This window comes from Bradyrhizobium elkanii USDA 76 (assembly GCF_023278185.1).
In the GTDB taxonomy this organism is placed as follows: Bacteria; Pseudomonadota; Alphaproteobacteria; order Rhizobiales; family Xanthobacteraceae; genus Bradyrhizobium; species Bradyrhizobium elkanii.
Map to the genome: position 1 here is coordinate 2,211,037 of NZ_CP066356.1, position 21,907 is coordinate 2,232,943.

Here is a 21,907-nt window from a genome sequence, read left to right on the forward strand (position 1 = left end):
TCGCTGCGACGCACTGGTTCCCCTTGCGGCTTCAGCGGCAAAATCCCTACCTCAGCGGCGTCAGTTGTGGCAGCATTCCGTCTGCCGTCAGGGAACCACGATGAACTATCTTCGCACCGCGCTCCTGCTTGCCGGCCTCACCGCCCTGTTCATGGGGGTCGGCTATCTGATCGGCGGCGGCACCGGCGCGGTGATCGCGCTGATCGTCGCGGCTGCGACAAATCTGTTCACCTACTGGAATTCCGATCGCATGGTGCTGTCGATGTACGGCGCCCATCAGGTCGATGCGGGCTCGGCGCCCGAACTCTACAATCTCGTCGCCGAGCTGGCGCAGCGCGCCGCTCTTCCGATGCCGCGCGTGTTCCTGATGGACGAGGCGCAGCCCAATGCGTTCGCGACCGGCCGCAATCCGGAGAATGCGGCGGTCGCCGTCACCACGGGCCTGATGCAGCAGCTCAGCCGCGAGGAGCTGGCCGGCGTGATCGCGCATGAGCTTGCGCATATCAAGCATCACGACACGCTGACCATGACGATCACGGCGACGATCGCCGGTGCGATTTCGATGCTGGCGCAGTTCGGTATGTTCTTCGGCGGCAATCGCAACAACAATAACGGTCCCGGCATTGTCGGCTCGATCGCGATGATGATCCTGGCGCCGCTCGGCGCCATGCTGGTGCAGATGGCGATCAGCCGCACCCGCGAATACGCCGCCGACAATTATGGCGCGCGCATCGTCGGCCAGCCGATGTGGCTTGCCTCCGCGCTCGCGAAAATCGAGAACGCCGCGCATCAGGTGCCGAACATGGAGGCCGAGCGCAATCCGGCCACTGCGCACATGTTCATCATCAACCCGCTGTCGGGCCACGGCGTCGACAACCTGTTCGCAACCCACCCCTCGACCGCGAACCGCATCGCCGCGCTGCAGCAGCTCGCCGCCGAGCTCGGCACCCAGACCGCGCCGCGCCCGGCCGGTGGAAGCTATCCGCCGCGCAGCCCGTGGGGCGGATCGTCCGGCCAGCGCGGACCGTGGGGTTAGGCGAGGTGAGGCGGGATTGAACGGCAGCCGCGAAGGCGGTGTGCTCCCTCGCCCCGTTCTTACGGGGAGAGGGCTGGGGTGATGGGCTGTCTCCGCAGATCCGGCGATAGCTGCATTCGCGGAGGCTCCCCCTCACCCGGAACGCATCTAGCGATGCGTTCCGGCCTCCCCCCGCACGCGGGCGAGGTGAAGTGGAGCCGCTGCTACGCGCTCGCGGCGTCCAGCCGTTCGACCTGGTCCTTGCTCAACTCAAGTTTGGTCGCCGCGACCAGCGTTGCGACCTGCTCGGGCCTGGTGGCGCTGGCGATCGGCGCGGTGACGGAGGGTTTTGCCATCAGCCAGGCGAGCGCGACCGAACCGGCTCGGCGCGGGTTTCCGCGGCGACCTCGTCGAGACCGGCCAGGATGCGCATGCCGCGCGGGTTCATGTATTTTGGAATGCTGCGTGCACCGCGCGGGCTCTTGGCGAAGTCGCTCTCCGAGCGATATTTGCCGGTCAAAAATCCTGCGGCGAGCGAGAAGAACGTGATCACGCCGACGTCGTTCGCCTCGCAGACGCGTTGCAGCGCGCCTTCGTAGCTTGAGCGCTCCGCCAGGCTGTATTCAGGCTGCATGCTCTCGTAGCGCGGCAGCCCGTTTGCCTTGGCAATATCGAGCGCACCTTGGAGCCGCTCCGCCGAGAAGTTCGAGGCGCCGATCGCCCTGATCTTGCCGGCCTTGATCAGCTTGTCGTAGGCCGCGAGCGTCTCTTCCTGCGGCGTCGTCTCATCATCCTTGTGGGATTGGTAGAGATCGATGAAATCGGTCTGCAGCCGCCGCAGCGAGTCCTCGACGGCGCGCGCGATGTAGTCCGGCTTCAGTCCGACATTGCCGCCTCCCATGTCCATGCCGACCTTGGTGGCGAGGATGACGCGGTTGCGGTTGCCGCGCGCCTTCATCCATTTGCCGATGATGGTCTCGGATTCGCCGCCGCTGTGGCCCGGCACCCAGCGTGAATAGACATCCGCCGTATCCAGGAAGGTCAGCCCCTGATCGAGCACGGTGTCGAGCAGGCGAAACGACGACGTCTCGTCCACGGTCCAGCCGAATACATTGCAGCCGAAGCACAGGGGAGGAACAGTGAGGCCGGAGCGGCCGAGCGCGCGATGCTTCATGACTGTTCCTTCTCTTGTTCTTGAAGGGAGGCGCCGGACACTGCGGCAGATCGGCCTCGTTTGCAAGATGACGTGTCCCTCGGCACGGCCGAGAAGCCAGTCAATGTCACCCAGCCTCGTGCAAACTGGCGAACATTCGTCTCTCCGGAGCCGGTTCAGGCAATTGATCCGGGCAAGCGGCGCACGCGAGGCTGCTGTTCCGGCTGCACTTTCAGCTGCGGCGAACCGATCATCTGCCCCCGTGGATGAACGCTTGCATCTCCTCCGGCGTAAGCTTGCCGTCCCTGTTGGTGTCCATTGCCTTGAAGATTCGTTCGTGAGCGGCCTGGAATTCCTGCAGTGAGATGGTCCCGTCACCGTCGGCATCCATCAGGGCAAACATCATGCGCATCATGAAAGGCGGCCCCATCGTGCCGCGGCCCATCATATGTCCCATCATGCCGCCACCCATCATGCCTCCGTGCTCCATCATGCCGCCGCCGTCCTGACTCGCGGGATGGAATTGCATCTGTTGGTGATCCCCTTGGTGCGACATCTGATCCTGTGCCGAGACACCGACGGTGCCATAGGCCAGTATGAGGGCAGACGCCGTCAGTCCCAGGATGTGCCTGTACATTGAAACCTCCTCAGAAGCGTCACCGTCGTCCGATCATTCCGTGTCAACGATATAATTTTATCATTCACTACCAAGCTGGCAGATTAAACTGTTTGCGATGGATCAAGGGGCAACAGGGGCCCGCATCGCAGCGATGCCCGATCCGGGTCATGGTCGGACACCCGGGATTCGATCTACCCGTCAGCAGGGCTGTCCTTCGGCGCCGAGTCGATCATGGAGCAATTTTCCGAAGCGCCGGAATGCGATTTCATTTGCCGGACGTTTGATGTAAATTGCCAAGCGAGCTGCCACCGGTCGCGCCGAAATCCGGAGAATGAGCGGCAGCGCAAAGGGCCATCGGCAGGCCGTCTTTTCCTCATTCCAATACGAAATCTGCTTCTGCCCGCGCAGCGCCCGGGTGAATCCTTTTTCATTCCAGCCAAATGGAGCAATTGCCATGCATTTCTGCTTCTCTGGTGAATACACGCCGCGTTCCCTCAACAGCATCATGGAGAACCCGGCGACCAATCGATATGAGGCGGCCAGAAAATTGATCGAGTCGGCCGGCGGCAAACTGATTTCGATGTACAGCACGGCGGTCGATGGCCCCGGCGTGATGGTGATCTTCGACGTGCCGGATCCGAGCTTCGCGCCTGCCATCAGCGGCGTGGTCGTGGCCGCCGGCGCGATGCAGAATGTGAAGCTTGTCCGGCTCTTCACCCAGGACGAGATCAAGGTGGTGCGTCAGCACGCGACCAAGCTCAAGGCTGCCTACACGCCGCCTGGCGGTTAGCAGGCCGAGCGATCCAGAACGGCGCAGATTGATCTGATGGCCGGTGTCACTCTCGCGCGGCGGCGCTAGCCGGCGTCGCGCGCGAAGGCGGGGGCCGTTGCGCGCCGCTGATCCGGGGCGTCAACGGATGGGCATTAGCTCAGGCGGATGTCCCGGCTACGTGCATGCCGGCCACAGCCCCGGCCGGTTGTGCCGTCGCATGACGTCCGCCGCCTCGCTCGGGCCTCCGCTTCGGCAAGACGAGCGCAGTACGCGCTAAGGCGCGATGAGATCAGGGCGTGTCCTCATGAATTCTTCGCGTCCGCTTTGATCTCGGAAGCTGACGTTGAGGCCGACATCGCCGTATGTCGGCCTTGGGCCAATAAGCAACATCCAAAGAAGTTCAGTTGACTACGTGCGGGCCTCAAAGTTCATGTTGAACGGCGTCTCGGTCGCGCGACCGAACTACTTAGAGCCCGCCCCTATAACGCATGCTCGCATGTCCAGCCCTTCTTGGCGGACGACTAGCAAATGCGACAGGGGATGCGAAGTATCGCCTTGGCCGACCAGCGCCGCTTGGGGATGGAAAAATTACGCCCCCCGCTTCTTCAGACCGAGCCCCTCGAACTGCGTCTTCTGCTCGTCACTCAGGTTCCAACGGAAATCGTCGACCGCGTCGTTCACGCTGATGATCGCCTCTCTCATCGCTTCCAACCGCGCCTTTGCGGCCTTAAGGCGGGCCGGCGGGGTGAGCGCGTCCTTTGGCGGGCATGGGTTTAAGGCTTCCATGGTGCCCATCGTGGTATCCTGCACCACTTCGAGCGCGGCGCGTTGCGTATCGTTCAATTTCAGGCTGGCGACGATGTCGTCGAGGGGCCATTGCTGGGCGACGAGCTGGCGGTATTGCTTTTCGGCCTGTTGCTCGTCTTGCGGTTCACGGCTCGCCTGGCAGGCGGCGTCCTGCATCTCCTTCAGCTTCGCGGCCGCAGCGTTAGCGCGGCGGTCGCGTTCGGGCGTGTTGAGCTGGGCCTTCTGTTCATCGCTTAGGAGATCGTAGAATTTTTGAAATGGCGGCATAACGGTCGCAACTGCGCTCAGCATCGCGTTGACGCGGCTCTGCATGGCCGCGAATCGCTCCAGCGCGGTGGTTGCGGTCTGTGCTGGACAGGAAGCGCGGATGGTGTTGCCGGCGGAAATCCAGGCGCTCGCGAGCTCGTCGAAGGCTGCGCGCTGCGCCTCGTTCGCCGCGACCGCCAGGCCGATCCGCTCGAGGGGAAGGCCGGTCGTCTCGGCGGTGTCGCCGCTACAGAATTCCTGCACCGAGGGCGCTTTGCGATGCCGCCTCCCGGCGGGGCGCTCGGCCGCAAACGCTGAGAGATCGCTCGCAGCGTAAGGCGAGAAGATCGCAGCGTAGAGATCGCCGTAGCCATAGGCCCAGAAGCCGCTGCCATCATTGAGAAGCGCGTAGTCATAGAGATCGCTATAGGCAAACGGCCAGAAGAGCGGACCGACCCAGCCGTATGAACCGTCGGAGTGCTGCCACCAGCCTTGCGCTCGGCCGCCGTGCCAGCCGGCCAGCGCGGCGACGGCAGTGAGCTGCGCGCGCTCACTCGGGCCGATCGACTCGGCGGCGGGGCGAAGATCTTGCGGTCTTAGGGCAGCCATGCGGACGCGGCTGTGGCGCGCCGCCATGCGTGCGTGGCGGAGACCTGCGACCGACAGCACGCCGGCCATCGCGAAGCGCGCGACGCTCACGGGGCCGCCAACGCGCAGGCGGAAACCCGCCTCGGCCGCGCTCGGCAGCGCTCCCAGAACGCCAATTGCAACGCCGGCCGCAGCCATTCCAAGGCGGGACTTTGACATGATCTCTCCTTCGGTCTCTCCCTTGGCGGCCCAGGCCACATCGCGTCACAATATGACTCGCAGCGGAACCGAAAGTTCCTCCCGCCGTTTTCATTGGGTGAACCTGCGGTCAGGTCACGACGTCAACGGATTAGTCGCGTCGAGTACACGCGCTGGGTCGAATCGTCATCGCGCTTTAGTTTGGTGTGTGATTCGCGCAAACGCGTCGCGAGGGAAAGCCGCTTCGCACTTTTCCGGATCATGCTTTAGCGCACGTCGTCCTCGGTCGAATCCTCCTCCGTTTTCGGCGGCCAGGCGCCGCGCCGGACAGCGCCTCGTGCAGGAGATGTGCACGCTGTTCGTCGCACCCGATGGCTGCAAGGTGGTCGAGGGCGCGATCAGCAAGGACGGCTGGTGCCAAGGCCTTTGCCGCGGTGGATTGATCGGTGGATTGATCCTTGGCTCACAACTCCCGCGCATTCGAGAACGCGAACGAGGACACCCGCCGCGTCGTCTCGTCCAGGATCAGGGTGCGCGTGATCGGCGGCTCGGCGCGCTGGCTGCAATTCTCGCGCTCGCAGAGCCGGCAGTTGACGCCGATCGGGGTGCCCTCGACCTTTTCCAGATCCATGCCGGTGGCATAGATGAGCTTGGCCGCGTGACGGATCTCGCAGCCGAGCCCGATCGCAAAGCGCGGCTGCGGCTGCGGGTAGGGCGCCACCGGCCGGCGCACCATCTGCGCGATCGAGAAATAGCGCGTGCCGTCCGGCAATTCGATCACCTGGCTGAGCAGGCGATCCGGCATGTCGAAGGTCGAGTGCACGTTCCAGAGCGGGCAGGTGCCGCCGAACTTGGAGAACGGGAAGGTGCCGGAGGAAAACCGCTTCGACACGTTGCCGGCATTGTCGACGCGGAGCAGGAAGAACGGCACGCCGCGCGCGTTCGGCCGTTGCAGCGTGGTGAGGCGGTGGCAGACCTGCTCGAAGCCGGCGTTGAAACGCTGCGCCAGCACATGGACGTCGTAGCTCAAGGCTTCGGCTGCGGAATGAAACGCCTGGTAGGGCATCATCGCGGCGGCTGCAAAGTAATTGGCGAGTGTGATGCGGTAGAGCCGGCGCGCGGTGTCGTCGAGCGGGCCGGCGCGGCTGACGATGGCGTCGATCGCGGCGCCGCACTCGACAAAGCCGATCTGCAGCGCAAGCTGGAAGCTGCGGCCGGAGCTGTCGACGAGTTCGGAGATCAAGAGCTGCCGGCGGTGCCGATCGAAACGGCGCAGCGTCTCGCGCATCACGTCGACCGGCATCACGCGGGTCAGAATCGAATGCCTTTCGCGGAGGCGCGTGGTCAGCGCCGTGAACAGGCCTTCGGTCGGCACGTTGAGCTCGTCGCGCAGATTCTCCGCGGCGGTCTCGAGCTCCGGAAAATAGTTGCGGTTGGCCTCGATCAGATCGCGCACCCGCTCGATCGGATTGGCGTCGAATTGCGAGCCTTCGCGGTCGGCCATCTGCGCCGCCACCAGCGTCTCGCCGCGGCGCGCCTCGGTGTAGGCGGCATAGAGCCGCTGCAGCGCATGCGTCACGCCGGGGCAGAGCTCGGCGAGGTCGCGCAGCTCCTGCTTCGGCAGGTCGATCTGGCGGAACAGGGGATCGGAGAAGATCTCGTTGAGTTCCGCGAAGAAGCGGTCCTCGTCGGCGGTGGCGAGGTCGCGCAAGTCGAGGTCGTACGTCTCGGCCAGCCGCAGCAGGATCTGCGCCGTCACCGGGCGCTGGTTGCGCTCGATCAGGTTGATGTAGGAGGGCGAGATGCCGAGCCCCTCGGCGATCTGGGTCTGCGACAGCCCCAATTGCTGGCGGATCCGCCGGAAGCGCGGACCGACGAACAGCTTCTTTCCGGACTCACCGGGCATGGCAGGCTTCCTGACCTATACTGTGACAAAATTGACAAATCGACATTTATTACAAGTTCAGATGTTACATGACATCACAAATAAAAAACAAGGTATCTATACGAACTTCGCGTTTTCGCGTTTATCTCCTGACACGCAATTCGCAATGCTCTGTCAATAATGTCGATCCGGCGAGCAGGCTGCGGAGATCAAGGTGCAGGCGGCTGGGCAAAGGCAGCCCGATTTTTGAAGGAGACTGACGATGAGCAAGGGCAGCAATTTCTGGGTGATCGGCGGCGAGTTCGGGTCGATGAACTTCCACAAGCTCGTCGAAGGCTCGGCCCAGGTCCGCGGTCCGTTCAAGACCCGCAAGGAAGCCGAGGAGTGCTGGAAGGAAGTTTCGGAAGAGAGCCGCCACAAGGCCGGCGTGCGCTTCTCCATCGTCGAGGAGCCGTCGCGGGTTTCGGCCTGACGTTCAAGATTTTCAGAGCCAAGAAAACGTCCAAGGACGGCGGCCCCATCCGGTTTCATCCGGGTGGGGTCGACCGCTCTTGGGACAGCGTCAGGCCTTTGATCTGGGGATAAGTGGCGGCCTAAGTGCTTGGGAACCAACGCCCTTTGCGGACATCTTGGTTGCTGATAGGTTAATGCGCAGGAAACCCGTCACCACGAGACCGCAAGGCATGTCCGATCCGCAGAACACCGGCAGCGAGGCGCGCGAGATGCGGCCGACGCTGCGAGAGGCGCTGCGGCGGGCGCGGATCGAGGCGGCCGATCGCACCGGCGTCGTCGTCGAGCTGCGCGACGCCGAGGTGGCGCGGCTCGAGATCCTCAACGATGCGCTCGATCCGCTGTTCGCGCAGGTGCCGGACAAGGTCGATCTGTTCGACCGCGGCATCAGTCAGGGCGAGACGCCGCGGCTGTGGATCGACGTCGTCGCGCATGTGCTGATGGGGCGCGACAAGCGCATCTACCGCTTCGTGCAGGACACGAGGTTCGGCCGCATCGTGCTCGCCGAATCGCATGACGTGGCCGCGATCGTCGATGCCGTCACCGACTATGTCGCGCGCCGCCTGATCGAGCGCGAGCATGCGATGGTGGCAACGCCGCTTCCGGTTGCCGAGCCGCCGACGCCCGTCCCGGTGGTGGCGCCGAAGCGCCGCGGCGGGATCGTCATGTTCGTGTTCGGCTTCGTCATGGGTGCGCTCGCGCTGTTCGGTCTCGCGCTGTTTGCGAGCTTGCAAAACTACTAGCCGCTCAAGGGGCGGGGCATCGTGGTCATAACACCCGCCTCGGCATTTTTCGGCGTCCTGGCGGCGGCCGCGGTGGTCGGCAGCGCCGTGCTGTTCGGCAAGTGGCAGACATTGCGGCGCGCCGAATACATCCGCACGTTTCACTGGCCGGCGGGCCTGTTGGCGCGGCTCGAGAAGCGTCATCCCGGCTTCACCCGCAAGGACAGCGCGCTGGTCTCGCGCGGCCTGCGGCAGTTCTTCCTCGCTTATCTGATGAGCGGCAAGCGCTACGTCTCGATGCCGTCGCAGGCAGCCGACGACCTCTGGCACGAATTCATTCTCTACACCCGCGAATATGATGCGTTCTGCCGCCGCGCCTTCGGCGGCTTCCTGCATCACACCCCCGCGGTCGTCCTGGTGAAGGAGCGGCGCAGGAGCAATGAGGGGCTGCGGCGGGTCTGGTGGTATTGCTGCAAATACGAGAACATCGATCCGGTCAGGCCGACCCGGCTGCCGCTGCTGTTCGCGCTCGACGCCAAGCTGAACATTGCGAACGGCTTCATCTATCACACCGACTGCGAGACGCTGCGCCGCAGCGGCATCGGCGGCAGCAGTCCCTATTGCGGCGGCGATTTCTCCGACTCGTCGATCGACGGATCGTCAGCGGGTTTCGGCGATGCCGGCAGCGACGGGAGCGGTGGCAGCGATGGCGGTGACGGCGGCGGCGATGGTGGCGGCGGTGACAGCGGTGGTGGCTGCGGCGGTGGGTGTGGCGGCGGGGGCGGCGATTAGGACAGTCGTACTTGCTTCAATTCGCGGATGCCGGCGTGATCGCCGAGGCCGCGCACGGTCTGCTCGCAGCGCCAGTCGTTGCCGTCACGCTCGATCGTGAACAAATTATAGGCCGCGGCCGGATAGTGCTTGCGCGCCAGCGCCGATGCCGACGGCACGCCGATCGCCGGGATCTTCCGCTCGGGGCCGTCGAACCACATCGTCGAATGGATGTGGTCGTGGCCGTGCAGCACCAGCTCGACGCCGTGGCGCCTGAGCAGCGCCAGCAGCTGATGCGAATCGGTCAGGCGCTTGGCGCGGCCGTCGGAGTGCAGCGGATGATGCACCAGGAGGACGCGGAAGGCGTCCTCCCGCGACAGCTGCGCGAGGATCGCATCAAGCGCATCGAGCTGGGGATGGCCGAGCCAGCCGGTCGCCATCAGCGGCGGCGTCGGCACCGCCGAGGAGACGCCGATCAGCGCCACAGGCCCGCGGCGGCGCACGAACGGAAAATGCGCTGCCGCGCCATCGGCGTCGCCGCGCAGATAGTCGCCGAAGTGACTGACGAAACGATGCCGGGTCGCGCGCACATAGGCGTCGTGGTTGCCGGGGATCACGGTGACGTCGGTAGGCGAACCCACGCCCTCCAGCCATTGCCGGGCCGGATTGAACTCGGCATCCAGCGCCAGATTGACGAGGTCGCCGGTCACGGCGATATGGTCCGGCTGCTGCGCCTGCATGTCCGACACCAGCGCGTCGAGCACGTCGCGGCGGTGATATTTGTGACGGTTGCGCGTCCAGTTCAGGTAGCCGAAGGCGCGCTTGCCGGCCAGATCGCGGAGCCGCGCCGCCGGCAGCGGCGGCAGATGCGGGTCCGACAGATGCGCGAGGCGAAACGGCGCCATCATGCGATTCCCTTCGGATTGTCCGCGAAAAGTGGCCGGCAGCCGGTCATGTCGTGCTATCCCGAACGTCCTGCCTGTATTGGCAAGAGCTGCGCAGGCGCGCAAGGATCAAAGCACGGATCAAACACCATGATGTCGAGGGTTCAGTGACGGTCCTGCTCGATTTACGCAAGCGCTACGAGCCGCAGATCAGATGGGTGTTTCATTTCTACTGGCGGCTGGTCCGCAGCATGACGCTGGGGGTCCGTGCCGTCGTGCTCGATGCCGACAACAGGGTTTTCCTGGTCAAGCACAGCTACGTCCATGGCTGGTATCTGCCTGGCGGCGGGGTCGAGGTCGGCGAAAGCTTTATCGAGTCGCTGCGGCGCGAATTGGAGGAGGAGGGGCGGATCGAGCTCAAGGGCGAGCCGGTGCTGCATGGCATCTTCCACAACAGCCACGTCTCGCCGCGCGATCATGTCGCGGTCTACGTCGTCAGGAACTACCGGCAGGACCGCCTGCCGGAGCCGAATCGTGAGATCGTGGCCTGCGGCTTCTTCGATCCGGCTGATCTGCCCGACGAGACCACCCCCGGCACGCGGCTGCGGATCGCGGAGGTGCTCGAAGGCAAGCCGCCCACGGCGACATGGCGGTGATGGACCGCGCCCGCGCCAGATGCTATCCCGCGCCCCACAATGACCGAATTGTCCCTGACCATCCTGCCCGAGACCCCGAAAGACGCCCAGGCGATCGAGCGCCTGCACGAGCGCACCTTCGGGCCCGGCCGCTTCGTGCTCAGCGCCTACCGGCTGCGCGAGCATGTCGATCATCTGCTCGATGTCTCCTTCACGGCGCGGATCGGCACGCTGCTGGTCGGCTCGGTGCGCCAGCTGCCGATCACGATCGGCGATACGCCGGCCCTGATGCTCGGGCCGTTGACGGTCGAGCCGCCGTTCCGCAGCCGCGGCGTCGGCCGTGCGCTGCTAGAGCGTGCGATCAACGACGCCCGCGCCAAGGGCCACCGGCTGATCGTGCTGGTCGGCGACGAGCCATACTATTCGCGGGTCGGCTTCAAGCCGGTCCCGAAGGGGCGAATGACCATGCCCGGCCCGGTCGATTACAGTCGCCTGCTTGTCATGGAACTGGTCGACGGCGCGGCCGAGGGCGTCTCCGGGCCGATCCAGCCGGACTGGAGCAAGGCGATCTGACATCCGCGCGGGCGCCGCCGGAACTGTTGCGCGCTATCGGAAACTAAAGCACAGTTGAGACAAGCGCCGGGACAAGACCGGCGCATGTCATATCAACAGGGAGAGTGCGCGTCATGATCAAGGTCAGTGTGATGTATCCGAACAATCCAGGCGCACGCTTTGATCACGACTATTATCGCGACAAGCACATGCCGCTAGTGAAGGCGCGCCTCGGCGACGCCTGCAAATACTACACCGTCGACAAGGGTCTCGCCGGCGGCGCACCGGGGCAACCCGCCACCTATGTCGGGATGTGCCACATCTTCTGCGACTCGGTTGAGGCCTTCGCGGCCGGCATGGGCAAGCACGCCCAGGAGATCATGGGCGACATCCCGAACTACACCGATCTGCAGCCGGTGATCCAGATCAGCGAAGTCGTCGTCGGCCACTGACGACTCAAGCGTTGGAGTTTGATCCCTCTGCCGCGAACGGCAGAGGGACCCGCTTGGCTCAGAACTTCAGGTTGGCGAACGCCCGCACGCCGAGGCCCGGCATCAGCACCTCGTCCTTGGTGTAGGAGACGGAGTTGCGGATGTTCTGGTTGAGCAAATTGTTGCCGACCAGACCAAGCGTCATCTCGCGCGCGCCGATCCATGACGAATTCAGCTTGGTGTTGTAGGTGATCTCCGCGTTCAAGAGATTGTAGCCCGCCGTCGGGGTCTCGCCGATGACAGCGATGTCGTTCTGCGCGAAGGCGTGCACCAGATTGATGCGGGTCAGCCAGTTGCTGTCGCGCCAATAGAAGCCGCCGCCAAGCCGCACCGGTGGAATCCGCGGCACGTTGCTGCCGTCGGTGAAGGTGGCGCGCACCACGTCGAACTGGTTCTCGATGCCCCAGATGCCGCCGTTGAGCGGGCCGATGTCAAACTGGCTCTGGAATTCGGCGCCGCGGAAGATCGCGTCACGCTGCGAGTAGCGCGCTTGGTTCAGTTCGAGGCCGGGGCCTAGCTGACACGCGCTCTCGTCACACGTGTTGCCCGTCAGCCGGCGGAATATGAAGCCGTCGAACCTGGTGTAGTAGCCGGTGAGTTCGAACCGCAGCGGTCCGGTCGCCCGCCGTAGTCCGATCTCGATCGATTTTGCGGTTTCGATACCGAGATTGGGATTGCCGATGTCGAACGTGCCGGTCGCATCGTGGGGGCCGCGCGAGAAGAGCTCGGCCGGTTTCGGCGCGCGTTCGACGTATTGGGCGGTCGCGCTTGCTACCAGATCCCACGGCAGATTCTGGATCAAGCCGAGGCTGCCGCTCTTGGGCGTGTAGTGCGCACTTTGCGGTGTCGCTGGACCGATGCTTGCGGGATCGGTGGCCACGTCGAAGATGGGGGGAATGAAGGCCGGCGTTGTGCCGGAGAGATCGACGTGTTCGATACGCCCGGCAATCTGTGCCTTGGTGGTGTCGGTGAACTTCAGCTCGTTGAACACGTAACCAGCGACCCTGTTGTTCTTGTTGGGGTCCCACAATCCGTTGAGCGGGCTCGTCGGATCGTCCGGGCTCGGCGCGGTCAATTCCTGGTGCCCACCCTGCAGACCGAATGCCGTGGTCACCGTGGCGAAGCGCGCGTTGAACGGCATCATCTGCACCTCGACGCGGGCCTCCTGCTCCTTGTTGGTGAAGGTCTGGCGCACGCCGTCGCTGGACAGGTCGGCCGGATCGGCGAGCCCGATCTCGTTGTGGCGATAGTCGGTCGCGCCGACCCAGAACCGCACCGCGTCGATCGCCGCCGCATCGGGCCGGTACTCGCCCTTGACGGCGATCTTGGTCTGATGCGCGTCGATCCGGGTCTGGTGATCGGCGCCGTCGATGCCGGGGATATGATAGAATGAGTCGTTCTGGGTGATCGCCGCACCGATATAGCCGCCCTGGAAGAAATACGAGGCGCCGACCGAGGCGCCGTCGGACTGCGTCGCGGAGTTCGGCTGGCGGCTATTAAACGGCTGGCCCGGCACGAACAGATATGGGTAGCTCGGGATGCTGTAGTCGCTGGTGGTACGGCCATAGACGTCGGCATGCACGGCGACATTGTTGCCGCCGGCGTCCAGCAGCATGCCGCCGTCGACGCCGCGATTGACCGAGCTCACGGAGGTTCGGGTCTCGACATTGAGGCAACCCGGCGCGCCGGCGCCGGCCAGCGGAGCCTTCACCGGCAATCCGTAGCTCTGGAACGGCGCCGCCGCGCAGGTCGGCATCGCATCGGGAATCCGGTTGTTGGTGGCGCTGACGACGCCGCCGATCGAGGTCGAGCCGTAGCGCAGCGCTGCCGGGCCGCGCACCACTTCGATCTGGTTGGTCGAGAGCGGATCGATCGGGACGAAATGATCCTCGCCGAGATCCGACACGCCGCCGCCGCCGAGACCGTTTTCGACGATGCCGACGCGGTTGACGTCGAGGCCGCGGATGATCGGCCGGCTCGACGCGCCCGGCGCGAAGCTCGAACCGGTGATGCCGGGCTTGGAGAACAGCAGATCGCCAAGCGTGGCGGCGCCCGAGCGCCGCAGTTCCTCGTTGGGTATCACGGTGACGGTGGCGAACTGATCGGTAACCACGGGCAGCACGCCCTGCTGCGGTGCCGGCGCCGCAGGCGCCGGTTGCACGGCCGCGGCGCGTTCGCGGTTGCGGCTCGGCGCGGCCCGGACAACATGGCTCGGCGTGCGCGTTGGCGCCGTCCGGTGCCGTTGGATCGGGCTCGGTGCCGTCACCGTGATGTCGGGGAGTTGCGTCGGCGTGTCGTCGGCCAGGGCATTGTGGCTCATCGCGCCCAGCAATAGCCAGCTCACGTTCCCGATGTGGAGTGCTCGTTTCTTCTGAAGTGTCATTGTCCCAATCCAGGCCCGTCGAAATGACGGATCGATTCCGATTTGCCCCGCTGGCGCGGGCCGCACATGTGACGCGGCCGTCCGCTCAGGGCGTGCAGCAATCAGTCGATGTCAGGACAGGGGAGGTGCGCGGGAGTGGAAGGCCGCCGGCGCCGATTTCAGATGGGCGAATTCGGCATTGGTGGTGCGGAACAGAAGCTCGATGGCTTCCGGCAGCAACAGCACCGGCGGCGCCGTGAACAGCATGCTGCTCGCGAGCGAGATGACGGCGCAGATCGCGCAGTTGTCGGCCGGATGCCGGTCGTTGTCGTGATTGGCGGGCTGTGGCGTCCCGGTCACCTGGACCGCGAGGTCCGGCGTCGCCGAGGTCCCGATATAGGCGAGATCGACCAGCGACAGCCCGGGCGCCGCTTGCGCGGCCGCGATCGGATGGAAATGCCCGAACGACAGCATGAACTGGACGGCGAGCGCGAACAGCGCCAGCCGCGAGCCAGTCTTGATGTGTCGCCGGAACCACTGCATGCCGATAACGCCCACCCGTCGGGAGCGCATCAACACCCCAGCGCCCCGATGTTATATTATAACATCGGATGGCGTGCGCGATGTCAACCAGCGTTCAGACAAACCGTGTCGATGCGTTGCCTGTGTGTGCTTGATGCAACGCAGACCTGAGCCTGGTCGGGCTCAGCGTCCCTCGCGCAGCCATGTTGCCGCGAATGCGCCGAGCAACAGCAGCAGGCCGACCAGGCCGGCGAACATCGGCAGCACGCCGACGCCCTTCACGACACTGGCGTCGCGCATCTTGACGCCGAGCCAGCCATCGCCGCGGAAGATCGAGGAGGAGCGCACCGGCACGACGCGCGGCATGTCGAGGCTCGAACCGTCGACAATGCGCCGGGCGTCGCCGCCGGTCGCCTGCGCCAGCGGCTTCAGCATGTCGGTGGTCGAGGTGACCTCCGAGAATTCCTTCGGGTTGGTCGGGCCGACATTGATCAGCGCCTTCAGCGTGCCGTCGGTGGCCTGCCACAGGCCGAGCTCGTTGGCGGCCAGCGTCGCGCGCCACTCGCCGGGATCGCCGGCGGTGAGAGTGAGTTCGCGCGTGGTGCCGCTCGGCGAGGTCACGGTGACCGGCGCGACGGTGTCGGCCATGGTCTGGCGCACCACCATGAGATCCTTGCCCTGCACCTGCATGCGCAGCGCCTCTTCGTCGAGGTCGGGCTGCTTCATCAGCCAGTGCGACACCCGCCGCAACAAATCGAGATGCGGGCCGCCGCCCTCGTAGCCGCGCGCCCACAGCCAGATGTGGTCGGAGAGCAGCAGCGCGACGCGGCCTTCGCCGAAGCGCGACAGCAGCAGCAGCGGCTTGCCGTCGGCGCCGGTCATGACCGGCGGATTGATCGCGTTGCGCGTATCGACGGTGCGGAAGAACCGGCTCCAATGCGGCGGCTCGGCATTCGAGCCTTCCAGCCCGCGCGTCACCGGATGGCGCTTACCGGCATCGCTCAGATGCGCGTAGAACGGCTTCTCGGTCACGCCGACCGGTTCGGCCGGCAGCACCGAATCCAGCGGCGTACGCCAGATGCTGGTGGTCGAGGCGTAGTCGGGACCCGCGGAGACCAGCACCGCGCCGCCGGCGCGGACATAGCGCGCGATGTTGTCGAAATAGGCGATCGGCAGCACGCCCTGGCGGGCGTAGCGGTCGAAGATGATCAGCTGGAATTCGTTGATCTTCTGCTGGAACAGCTCGCGGGTCGGAAATGCGATCAGCGACAGCTCGTTGATCGGCGTGCCGTCCTGCTTCTCCGGCGGACGCAGAATGGTGAAGTGAACGAGATCGACGCTGGGGTCGGACTTCAACAGGTTGCGCCAGGTGCGCTCGCCGGAATGCGGCTCGCCGGACACCAGCAGCACGCGCAGCTTGTCGCGCACGCCGTCGATCGCGACCACGGCGCGGTTGTTGACCGGCGTCAGCTCGTTCTCGAGCGGCGAGGCCTCGATCTCGACGATGTTGGGCCCGGCGTGCTTGATGTCGATGTCGACGCTCGAGGTCTGGCCGCTGGTCAGCGTGCGCTCGTTGATCACTTCGCCGTCGCGGCGGATCGTGACCTTGGCGCGCTCGCCGGTGACGCCCTGGTCGTCGAGCCGGAAGGTAATGGTCTGGGTCTGGCCGACGATGCCGAAGCGCGGGGCGGCGGTGATCGCGATGCGGCGGTCGCGCTCGTCCTTGCGGCCGGTGATCAGCGCGTGCACCGGCGCCTGGAAGCCGAGCGCCTGGGCGTTGGCGGGAATGTCGTGCACGCGGCCATCGGTGATCATGAAGGCGCCGGCGACGCGCTCGACCGGAACGTCCGACAGCGCCGACGTCAGCGCCCCGAACAGCTTCGTTCCGTCGGTCTCGCCATCGGCCTGACCGGCCTCGACGACGCGGACCTCGAGGCCCTTGATCTGCTTCAGGCTGTCGACCAGCGCCTGGCGCGCCTTGTCGGTCTCCTGGTTGCGCGTGCCGAAATTCTGGCTCGGGCTCTTGTCGACCACGACGGCCGCGACCGAGGACAGCGGCTCGCGGTCCTCGCGGGTGAAGGAGGGATTGGCCAGTGCCAGCAGGATCAGCGCCAGCGCGGCGACCCGCACCGCGGCGCCCCGCGCGCGCGACATGAGCAGCAGCACGGCGATGACGACGATCGCGCCGAGCGCGAGCCACAGCACGAGCGAAGGAACCAGCGGTGTGAACGCGATACCGTAGTTCATGGCGTCACTCCGTCATTCCGGGATGGTTCGAAGGACCAGACCCGGAATCTCGAAATTCCGGGTTCGATGCTTTCGCATCGCCCCGGAATGACGGTGTTGGCAGCTGAATCACTCGCATCTCTACTGTCCCAGCCGCTCGATCAAGGCAGGCGCGTGCACCTGGTCGGCCTTGTAGTTGCCGGTCAGCGTGTACATCACGATGTTGACGCCGGCCCGGAAGGCGAATTCGCGCTGGCGCGGCTCGCCCGGCGTCAGCGGCAGCATCGGCTGGCCGTCGGGGCGGATCGCCCAGGCACCGGCGAGGTCATTCGACGTGATGATGATCGGCGAGACGCCGTCGCCGCCGCGCGCCGGGCGCTGCGCAGCCTCGTCGTCGTCGTCGCGCGGCAGCGCCTCGACCCAGGTCTGACCTGAGTTGAAGCGGCCGGGGAAGTCGCGCAGCAAATAGAACGTCTTGGTCAGTACGTGCTCGCGCGGCACCGGCTCGAGCTCGGGCACGTCGAGGGTCGACAGCAATTCGCGCAGCGTCTGCATGCCGGGCGTCTGCGATGGGCCGTTGTCCCCCGGCGGCGCTTCGACGGCGTCACGGGTATCGAAGATGACGGTGCCGCCCTGCTTCATGTAGGCGTCGATCTTGTTGATGGCGTCCTGCGGCGGCTTCGGCGCGCCCGGCACGATCGGCCAGTAGATCAGGGGGAAGAACGCCAGCTCGTCGCGCGCGGGATCGATGCCGACGGGATCGCCGGCCTCCAGCGCGGTGCGCTGTCCGAGGAACAGCGTCAGTCCGGACATCCCCGCCTTGACGATGGAATCGACGTCGGCATTGCCGGTAACGACATAGGCCAGCCGCGTCTGCGACACCGCCTTGATGGCGAAGTCGTCGCTGCCGCTGTTCTGCGCGCGGCTCGGCGAGGGCACCATCGTGGTCGCAAGGATGAAGGCCAACGCGAGCACGGCCGGTGCCGCGCGCCGCCGGATCAGCGCGGCGAGGCCGCCGCCGAGCATGGCGACCACGATCGCATCGAGGAGGAACAGCGCCAGCGCCGTCGACAGCATGATGCCGCGCAGGTCGCGCGGCTCGGCGTTGGTGTAGCTCGCGCGCGTCGCGCGCAGGGCCGAGGTGTCGAGCGGCGCGATGCGATCGGCGGAGGCGAGCGTGTTGACCGCGATCGGACTCTCGGCAGTGCCGTAGAAGCCGGGCGGATGGTCGGCCGTGCCGCGATCGCGATAGTCTGCCGACATCGGCTTGGCGCTCGAGGGCGGCGGGCCGAAGACGCCGAAGCCGTCGAGCGTGCGCAGCGGCGCAACCGTCTCGGCATTGGGATCGCTGGCGACGCCGGGGCCGGGCTTCGAGGTATAGCCGGACATGTCGATCAGCCGGCGCAGCATCTCGACGAAGGTGCCGGACATCGGCAGATCCGACCAGCGCATGTCGGCGCCGACATGGAACAGGCTGACCACGCCCTTGCCGCGACGCTCGCCGGTGACCAGCGGCGTGCCGTCCTCCAGCGAGGCCCAGCTCTTGGTCGGGAGCACGGCGTCGGGCTCGGCCAGCACCTGGCGGTTGACGGTGATGTCCTTCGGCACGGTGAGGCCCGAGAACGGGCCATCGGCGGCGAACGAGGCCATGTGCTGCGGCTTCTCCCAGGTCAGGCTGCCGCCGAGCGTGCGTCCGCCGCGGCGCAGCTTGACGGGAACGAGGTCGTCATCGGCCTGGGCGAGGCGGGGACCGGCGAAGCGCACCAGCACGCCGCCTTGCTCGATCCAGGCATTGAGCCGGTCGCGGATCTCCGGCGACAGCGTGCCGACATCGGCCATCACGATCATCGGCAGCCGCTGGTCGAGGAATTGCCCGATCACCTGCTGCGGCGCGCCGCGATCGCCGAGCCTGACATCGGCGAATGGCGACAGCGCGCGGGAGAGATAGAAGGTCGACGCCAGGAGCGGCTGCGCGGTGTCGTTGCTCGCACCCGAGACCACGCCGATGGCGCGGCGACGCCAGCGCCGGTCGAGCAGCTGCACGGCGCCGGCCGAATGCTCGCCGGAGATTTCGAGCCGTGCGATGTCGTTGCGCAACTCGACCGGAAGATCGAAGGCGGCTTCGGTCTCGCGATCCTGCGGTCCGAATGTGTAGCGGGCCTCGCCGATCGGCGAGCCCTTGGCGTCGACCCCGCGCACCGTTCCCGCCGCGATGCCGCTCTCGGTCCGCAGCACCTTCACCGTCATCTTGGCGGCGGCGTTCTCGGCCGCGACCAGCGCCTGCGCCGACTGCGCTCCGCCCGCATAGATCGTCAGATTGCGGCTCTCGATCACCTTGCCGAGCCCCTCGGTGAATTCGCTGCCGCGGCCGGTGTCGACGCCGTCGGACAGCCAGGCGATGTCGCAGTCGCCGGTCGACTTGAGGAAACGTCCAAGCGCGCCGAGGGTTTCAACCCGATCGACCGAGTAGGGCTTTGGCGCGAACTGGCGCAGCGCGACGCGCGCGGCGCCGGCCGGCATCAGCGTGATGTCGCGCGCGGGCTCTGACAGCGGCACCAGCGCGACGCCGCGGCGGTCGCTGTCGGCGTTGGCGATCAGTTCGTCCGCGGCCCTGATCCGCGCGTCCCAGCTCGACGCCGCGCTCCAGCCGTCGTCGAGCAGGATCACCAGCGGCAATTTACCGGCGGCGACGCCGGTCTGCGGATTCCAGATCGGGCCGGCGGCGGCGAAGATGACGAGCGCGGCGGCGGCGAGCCGCAGCAGCGTCAGCCACCACGGCGTGCGCGACGGCGTCTCCTCCTTCGGCGCGATGTCGAACAATAGCCGCGTCGGCGGGAATTCGATCCGGCGCGGCCGCGGCGGCATCACGCGCAACAGCCACCACAGCACCGGCAGGCTGACCAGCCCCAGCAGCAGCAGCGGTTCGGCAAAAGAGAGGGGGAGGCCTGCGATCATGCGCTGCGTCCCGCCTTGACTGTTGAGCGGCCGCCGCCCTTGCTCACCATCATGCCGGCATGCAGGAACAACAGCAGCTCGGCCGCGGAGCGGCTGGTGGTGTGGGTCGAGAACAGCCAGTCGAGTCGGTTGGTCTCATTGCGGATCTGGTCGCGATGCAGCGCGACCCGGGCGACATAATCGCTCGCCCAGCTCTCGGCGCGGCCCGCGGTGATGACGCTGCCGGCCTCCGGCTCGACGAACTCCACACGGCCCGAATAGGGGAAGGTCTCTTCGGCGGGATCGACGACCTGGATCATGGTGCCGTGCGCGCCAGAGGAGGAAAGCCCGGCCAGCATCGTCGTGATCTCTGTGATCGGCGACCAGAAATCCGACAACACGACGACTTCGGCCAGCGACGACGGCACGAAGGACGGCGGCAGGCTCGCGCGCGTCTTCTCGTCGTGCAACATTGCTTCGGCCATCTTGTCGATCACGTTGAGGCTTGCGGTCGGGTTCATCAGGCCGGGAATGCCGACGCGTTCTCCGCCCGCAACGAGCAACTCGGCGAGCGCGAAGGCTACGATCAGTCCACGCTCCAGCTTGCTGTCGCGCGCCTCGCGCGAGGCAAAGGCCATCGAGGGCGAGCGGTCGGGCCAGATCCACACCGTGTGCGCGGCTTCCCACTCCTGCTCGCGGACATAGAGATGGTCGTCGCGTGCCGAGCGGCGCCAGTCGACGCGCTGCGACGGCTCGCCGGAGACGAAGCGGCGGTATTGCCAAAAATTCTCGCCCGAGCCGGCGCGGCGGCGGCCGTGCAGGCCATGGATGACGTTGGCGGCGACACGGCGGGCCTCAAGCACCAGACGCGGCAGCGATGCGGCGAGCGTTCGGCTTTCGCCATCGGCACGTCGAACCGCAAGGATCTCCTCGTTCTGGTGCCTGTTGTCTGCGGCCATCAACCGATCCGGGTCTTCAGTTGCTTGATCACGTCGGGAATGGTGTGGCCCTCGGCGCGCGCCGAGAAGGTCAGCGCCATGCGGTGCTTGAGCACGGGCTCGGCGAGATCGAGCACATCGTCGATCGACGGCGCGAGTCTCCCGTCGAGCAATGCACGGGCGCGCACCGCGAGCATCAAGGCCTGGCTGGCGCGCGGACCCGGTCCCCATGCGATCAGCTTGCCGGCCTCGCCGCCCTCGGTGCCGGGACGCGCGGCGCGGACCAGCGTCAGGATCGCCTCGACCACGGAATCGCCGACCGGCAGGCGCCGCACCAGGCGTTGCGCGGTGAGCAGCGTCTCGGCGTCCATCGACGGCTTGGCCGCGGCCTCTTCGGCACCGGTGGTTTCGAACAGGATGCGCCGCTCGGCGTCGCGATCGGGATAATCGACGTCGATTTCCATCAGGAAGCGGTCGAGTTGCGCTTCGGGCAGCGGATAGGTGCCTTCCTGCTCGAGCGGGTTCTGCGTCGCGAGCACGTGGAACGGTTTTGGCAAATCATGCCGCGCGCCGGCAATGGTGATGTGCTGCTCCTGCATGGCTTGCAGCAGCGCCGACTGGGTGCGCGGGCTGGCGCGGTTGATCTCATCGGCCATCAACAGCTGCGCGAACACGGGACCTGCGATGAAGCGAAACGAACGCTTGCCGGCCGAGCTCTCGTCGAGCACTTCGGCGCCGAGAATATCCGACGGCATCAGGTCCGGGGTGAACTGAATGCGCTTGGCATCGAGGCCGAGCGTGACGCCGAGGGTCTCGACCAGCTTGGTCTTGGCGAGGCCGGGCACGCCGATCAACAGCGCATGGCCGCCGGACAGGATCGTCACCAGGGTGTTTTCGATCACCTGGTCCTGGCCGAAGATGACGGTGGAGACCGCTTCCTTGGCGGCCTTGATCTGGCCCGCGACCTGCTCGGCCGAACGGACGATCACATCCTCCAGTTTCTCGACGCTGTCTGCACCAGCCATTCGATCCGCTCCTTCTTGACGATGCGCGCACATACATTGGCGCGCCGTCATC

18 protein-coding genes and 1 pseudogene are annotated in these 21,907 nt (G+C 66.0%); 8 read left to right on the top strand and 11 right to left on the bottom strand.

Annotated elements, in window-relative coordinates:
* The first annotated feature begins 100 nt into the window (after nucleotides 1–100).
* Nucleotides 101–1,036 (top strand): zinc metalloprotease HtpX, encoded by a 936-nt coding sequence (gene htpX / locus JEY66_RS10655; RefSeq protein WP_016839747.1) that lies wholly within the window; start codon nucleotides 101–103, stop codon nucleotides 1,034–1,036.
* A 203-nt stretch (nucleotides 1,037–1,239) separates the two neighbouring features.
* Here the strand turns inward: htpX and JEY66_RS10660 are convergent.
* Both JEY66_RS10660 and JEY66_RS10665 read right to left on the bottom strand, forming a co-directional pair.
* Nucleotides 1,240–2,189 (bottom strand): annotated as a pseudogene (locus JEY66_RS10660) (aldo/keto reductase).
* 229 nt (nucleotides 2,190–2,418) lie between these two features.
* Nucleotides 2,419–2,805 (bottom strand): EF-hand domain-containing protein, encoded by a 387-nt coding sequence (locus JEY66_RS10665; RefSeq protein ID WP_016839745.1) that lies wholly within the window; start codon nucleotides 2,803–2,805, stop codon nucleotides 2,419–2,421.
* Between the two features lie 313 nt (nucleotides 2,806–3,118).
* Here JEY66_RS10665 and JEY66_RS10670 point away from each other — a divergent pair, with 313 nt between their 5' ends.
* The gene (locus tag JEY66_RS10670) at nucleotides 3,119–3,577 is read left to right on the top strand and encodes a GYD domain-containing protein (protein WP_240536877.1); all 459 of its coding nucleotides are present in this window, start codon (nucleotides 3,119–3,121) and stop codon (nucleotides 3,575–3,577) included.
* A gap of 570 nt (nucleotides 3,578–4,147) precedes the next feature.
* Here JEY66_RS10670 and JEY66_RS10675 read toward each other — a convergent pair.
* Together JEY66_RS10675 and JEY66_RS10680 are read right to left on the bottom strand one after the other, a co-directional pair.
* Nucleotides 4,148–5,398, bottom strand: coding sequence for a Spy/CpxP family protein refolding chaperone (locus JEY66_RS10675; RefSeq protein ID WP_016839742.1), 1,251 nt, complete (start codon nucleotides 5,396–5,398; stop codon nucleotides 4,148–4,150).
* Between the two features lie 463 nt (nucleotides 5,399–5,861).
* Entirely contained in the window at nucleotides 5,862–7,304 is a 1,443-nt protein-coding gene (locus JEY66_RS10680) for a helix-turn-helix domain-containing protein (protein WP_016839741.1), read from the bottom strand.
* Nucleotides 7,305–7,545: 241 nt separating this feature from the next.
* On the opposite strand from JEY66_RS10680, the gene JEY66_RS10685 reads away from it, so the two are divergent.
* The 3 genes from JEY66_RS10685 (at nucleotide 7,546) to JEY66_RS10695 (ending at nucleotide 9,307) form a co-directional block, all read left to right on the top strand.
* Nucleotides 7,546–7,755, top strand: a complete 210-nt coding sequence (locus tag JEY66_RS10685) for a DUF4170 domain-containing protein (protein ID WP_016839740.1) — start codon at nucleotides 7,546–7,548, stop codon at nucleotides 7,753–7,755.
* Between the two features lie 211 nt (nucleotides 7,756–7,966).
* Complete coding sequence (locus tag JEY66_RS10690) at nucleotides 7,967–8,536, top strand: hypothetical protein (RefSeq protein ID WP_016839739.1); 570 nt, start codon at nucleotides 7,967–7,969, stop codon at nucleotides 8,534–8,536.
* 21 nt (nucleotides 8,537–8,557) lie between these two features.
* The gene (locus JEY66_RS10695; RefSeq protein WP_018273392.1) at nucleotides 8,558–9,307 is read left to right on the top strand and encodes a glycine-rich domain-containing protein; all 750 of its coding nucleotides are present in this window, start codon (nucleotides 8,558–8,560) and stop codon (nucleotides 9,305–9,307) included.
* Here JEY66_RS10695 and JEY66_RS10700 read toward each other — a convergent pair.
* On the bottom strand, nucleotides 9,304–10,191 hold the full coding sequence (locus JEY66_RS10700) for a metallophosphoesterase family protein (RefSeq protein WP_026193264.1): 888 nt from the start codon (nucleotides 10,189–10,191) through the stop codon (nucleotides 9,304–9,306). The two genes, JEY66_RS10695 and JEY66_RS10700, sit on opposite strands and share 4 nt — an antisense overlap.
* 146 nt (nucleotides 10,192–10,337) lie before the next feature.
* Here JEY66_RS10700 and JEY66_RS10705 point away from each other — a divergent pair, with 146 nt between their 5' ends.
* The 3 genes from JEY66_RS10705 (at nucleotide 10,338) to JEY66_RS10715 (ending at nucleotide 11,809) form a co-directional block, all read left to right on the top strand.
* Entirely contained in the window at nucleotides 10,338–10,826 is a 489-nt protein-coding gene (locus JEY66_RS10705) for an NUDIX domain-containing protein (RefSeq protein ID WP_016839736.1), read from the top strand.
* 39 nt (nucleotides 10,827–10,865) lie between these two features.
* Nucleotides 10,866–11,378, top strand: coding sequence for a GNAT family N-acetyltransferase (locus tag JEY66_RS10710; protein WP_018273390.1), 513 nt, complete (start codon nucleotides 10,866–10,868; stop codon nucleotides 11,376–11,378).
* Between the two features lie 113 nt (nucleotides 11,379–11,491).
* On the top strand, nucleotides 11,492–11,809 hold the full coding sequence (locus JEY66_RS10715) for an EthD family reductase (RefSeq protein ID WP_016839733.1): 318 nt from the start codon (nucleotides 11,492–11,494) through the stop codon (nucleotides 11,807–11,809).
* Between the two features lie 58 nt (nucleotides 11,810–11,867).
* Here the strand turns inward: JEY66_RS10715 and JEY66_RS10720 are convergent, their stop codons facing one another.
* The 6 genes from JEY66_RS10720 to JEY66_RS10745 form a co-directional block, all read right to left on the bottom strand.
* Nucleotides 11,868–14,231: a TonB-dependent receptor gene (locus JEY66_RS10720; protein ID WP_026193263.1), complete on the bottom strand. Its 2,364-nt coding sequence runs from the start codon at nucleotides 14,229–14,231 to the stop codon at nucleotides 11,868–11,870.
* Nucleotides 14,232–14,342: 111 nt separating this feature from the next.
* Nucleotides 14,343–14,753 (bottom strand): DUF2946 family protein, encoded by a 411-nt coding sequence (locus JEY66_RS10725; protein ID WP_026193262.1) that lies wholly within the window; start codon nucleotides 14,751–14,753, stop codon nucleotides 14,343–14,345.
* 162 nt (nucleotides 14,754–14,915) lie between these two features.
* Nucleotides 14,916–16,979 carry a membrane protein gene (locus JEY66_RS10730; protein ID WP_016839730.1) on the bottom strand — a complete coding sequence of 688 codons (2,064 nt, stop codon included), beginning with the start codon at nucleotides 16,977–16,979 and terminating at the stop codon, nucleotides 14,916–14,918.
* Nucleotides 16,980–17,099: 120 nt separating this feature from the next.
* Nucleotides 17,100–19,910, bottom strand: coding sequence for a DUF4159 domain-containing protein (locus tag JEY66_RS10735; RefSeq protein WP_026193261.1), 2,811 nt, complete (start codon nucleotides 19,908–19,910; stop codon nucleotides 17,100–17,102).
* Complete coding sequence (locus tag JEY66_RS10740; protein WP_018273387.1) at nucleotides 19,910–20,851, bottom strand: DUF58 domain-containing protein; 942 nt, start codon at nucleotides 20,849–20,851, stop codon at nucleotides 19,910–19,912. The genes JEY66_RS10735 and JEY66_RS10740 overlap by 1 nt, the downstream gene beginning before the upstream one ends.
* Nucleotides 20,851–21,855 (bottom strand): AAA family ATPase, encoded by a 1,005-nt coding sequence (locus tag JEY66_RS10745; RefSeq protein WP_016839727.1) that lies wholly within the window; start codon nucleotides 21,853–21,855, stop codon nucleotides 20,851–20,853. The genes JEY66_RS10740 and JEY66_RS10745 overlap by 1 nt, the downstream gene beginning before the upstream one ends.
* Nucleotides 21,856–21,907: the final 52 nt, after the last annotated feature.

What these genes read in the sequence shown, in the direction of transcription:
- JEY66_RS10720 (WP_026193263.1), bottom strand. Translation starts at nt 14,231, where the DNA reads ATGACACTTCAGAAGAAACGAGCACTCCACATCGGGAACGTGAGCTGG.
- JEY66_RS10715 (WP_016839733.1), top strand. Translation starts at nt 11,492, where the DNA reads ATGATCAAGGTCAGTGTGATGTATCCGAACAATCCAGGCGCACGCTTT.
- htpX (WP_016839747.1), top strand. Translation starts at nt 101, where the DNA reads ATGAACTATCTTCGCACCGCGCTCCTGCTTGCCGGCCTCACCGCCCTG.
- JEY66_RS10685 (WP_016839740.1), top strand. Translation starts at nt 7,546, where the DNA reads ATGAGCAAGGGCAGCAATTTCTGGGTGATCGGCGGCGAGTTCGGGTCG.
- JEY66_RS10690 (WP_016839739.1), top strand. Translation starts at nt 7,967, where the DNA reads ATGTCCGATCCGCAGAACACCGGCAGCGAGGCGCGCGAGATGCGGCCG.
- JEY66_RS10725 (WP_026193262.1), bottom strand. Translation starts at nt 14,753, where the DNA reads ATGCAGTGGTTCCGGCGACACATCAAGACTGGCTCGCGGCTGGCGCTG.
- JEY66_RS10680 (WP_016839741.1), bottom strand. Translation starts at nt 7,304, where the DNA reads ATGCCCGGTGAGTCCGGAAAGAAGCTGTTCGTCGGTCCGCGCTTCCGG.
- JEY66_RS10745 (WP_016839727.1), bottom strand. Translation starts at nt 21,855, where the DNA reads ATGGCTGGTGCAGACAGCGTCGAGAAACTGGAGGATGTGATCGTCCGT.
- JEY66_RS10670 (WP_240536877.1), top strand. Translation starts at nt 3,119, where the DNA reads ATGAGCGGCAGCGCAAAGGGCCATCGGCAGGCCGTCTTTTCCTCATTC.
- JEY66_RS10740 (WP_018273387.1), bottom strand. Translation starts at nt 20,851, where the DNA reads ATGGCCGCAGACAACAGGCACCAGAACGAGGAGATCCTTGCGGTTCGA.
- JEY66_RS10700 (WP_026193264.1), bottom strand. Translation starts at nt 10,191, where the DNA reads ATGGCGCCGTTTCGCCTCGCGCATCTGTCGGACCCGCATCTGCCGCCG.
- JEY66_RS10730 (WP_016839730.1), bottom strand. Translation starts at nt 16,979, where the DNA reads ATGAACTACGGTATCGCGTTCACACCGCTGGTTCCTTCGCTCGTGCTG.
- JEY66_RS10675 (WP_016839742.1), bottom strand. Translation starts at nt 5,398, where the DNA reads ATGGCTGCGGCCGGCGTTGCAATTGGCGTTCTGGGAGCGCTGCCGAGC.
- JEY66_RS10665 (WP_016839745.1), bottom strand. Translation starts at nt 2,805, where the DNA reads ATGTACAGGCACATCCTGGGACTGACGGCGTCTGCCCTCATACTGGCC.
- JEY66_RS10710 (WP_018273390.1), top strand. Translation starts at nt 10,866, where the DNA reads ATGACCGAATTGTCCCTGACCATCCTGCCCGAGACCCCGAAAGACGCC.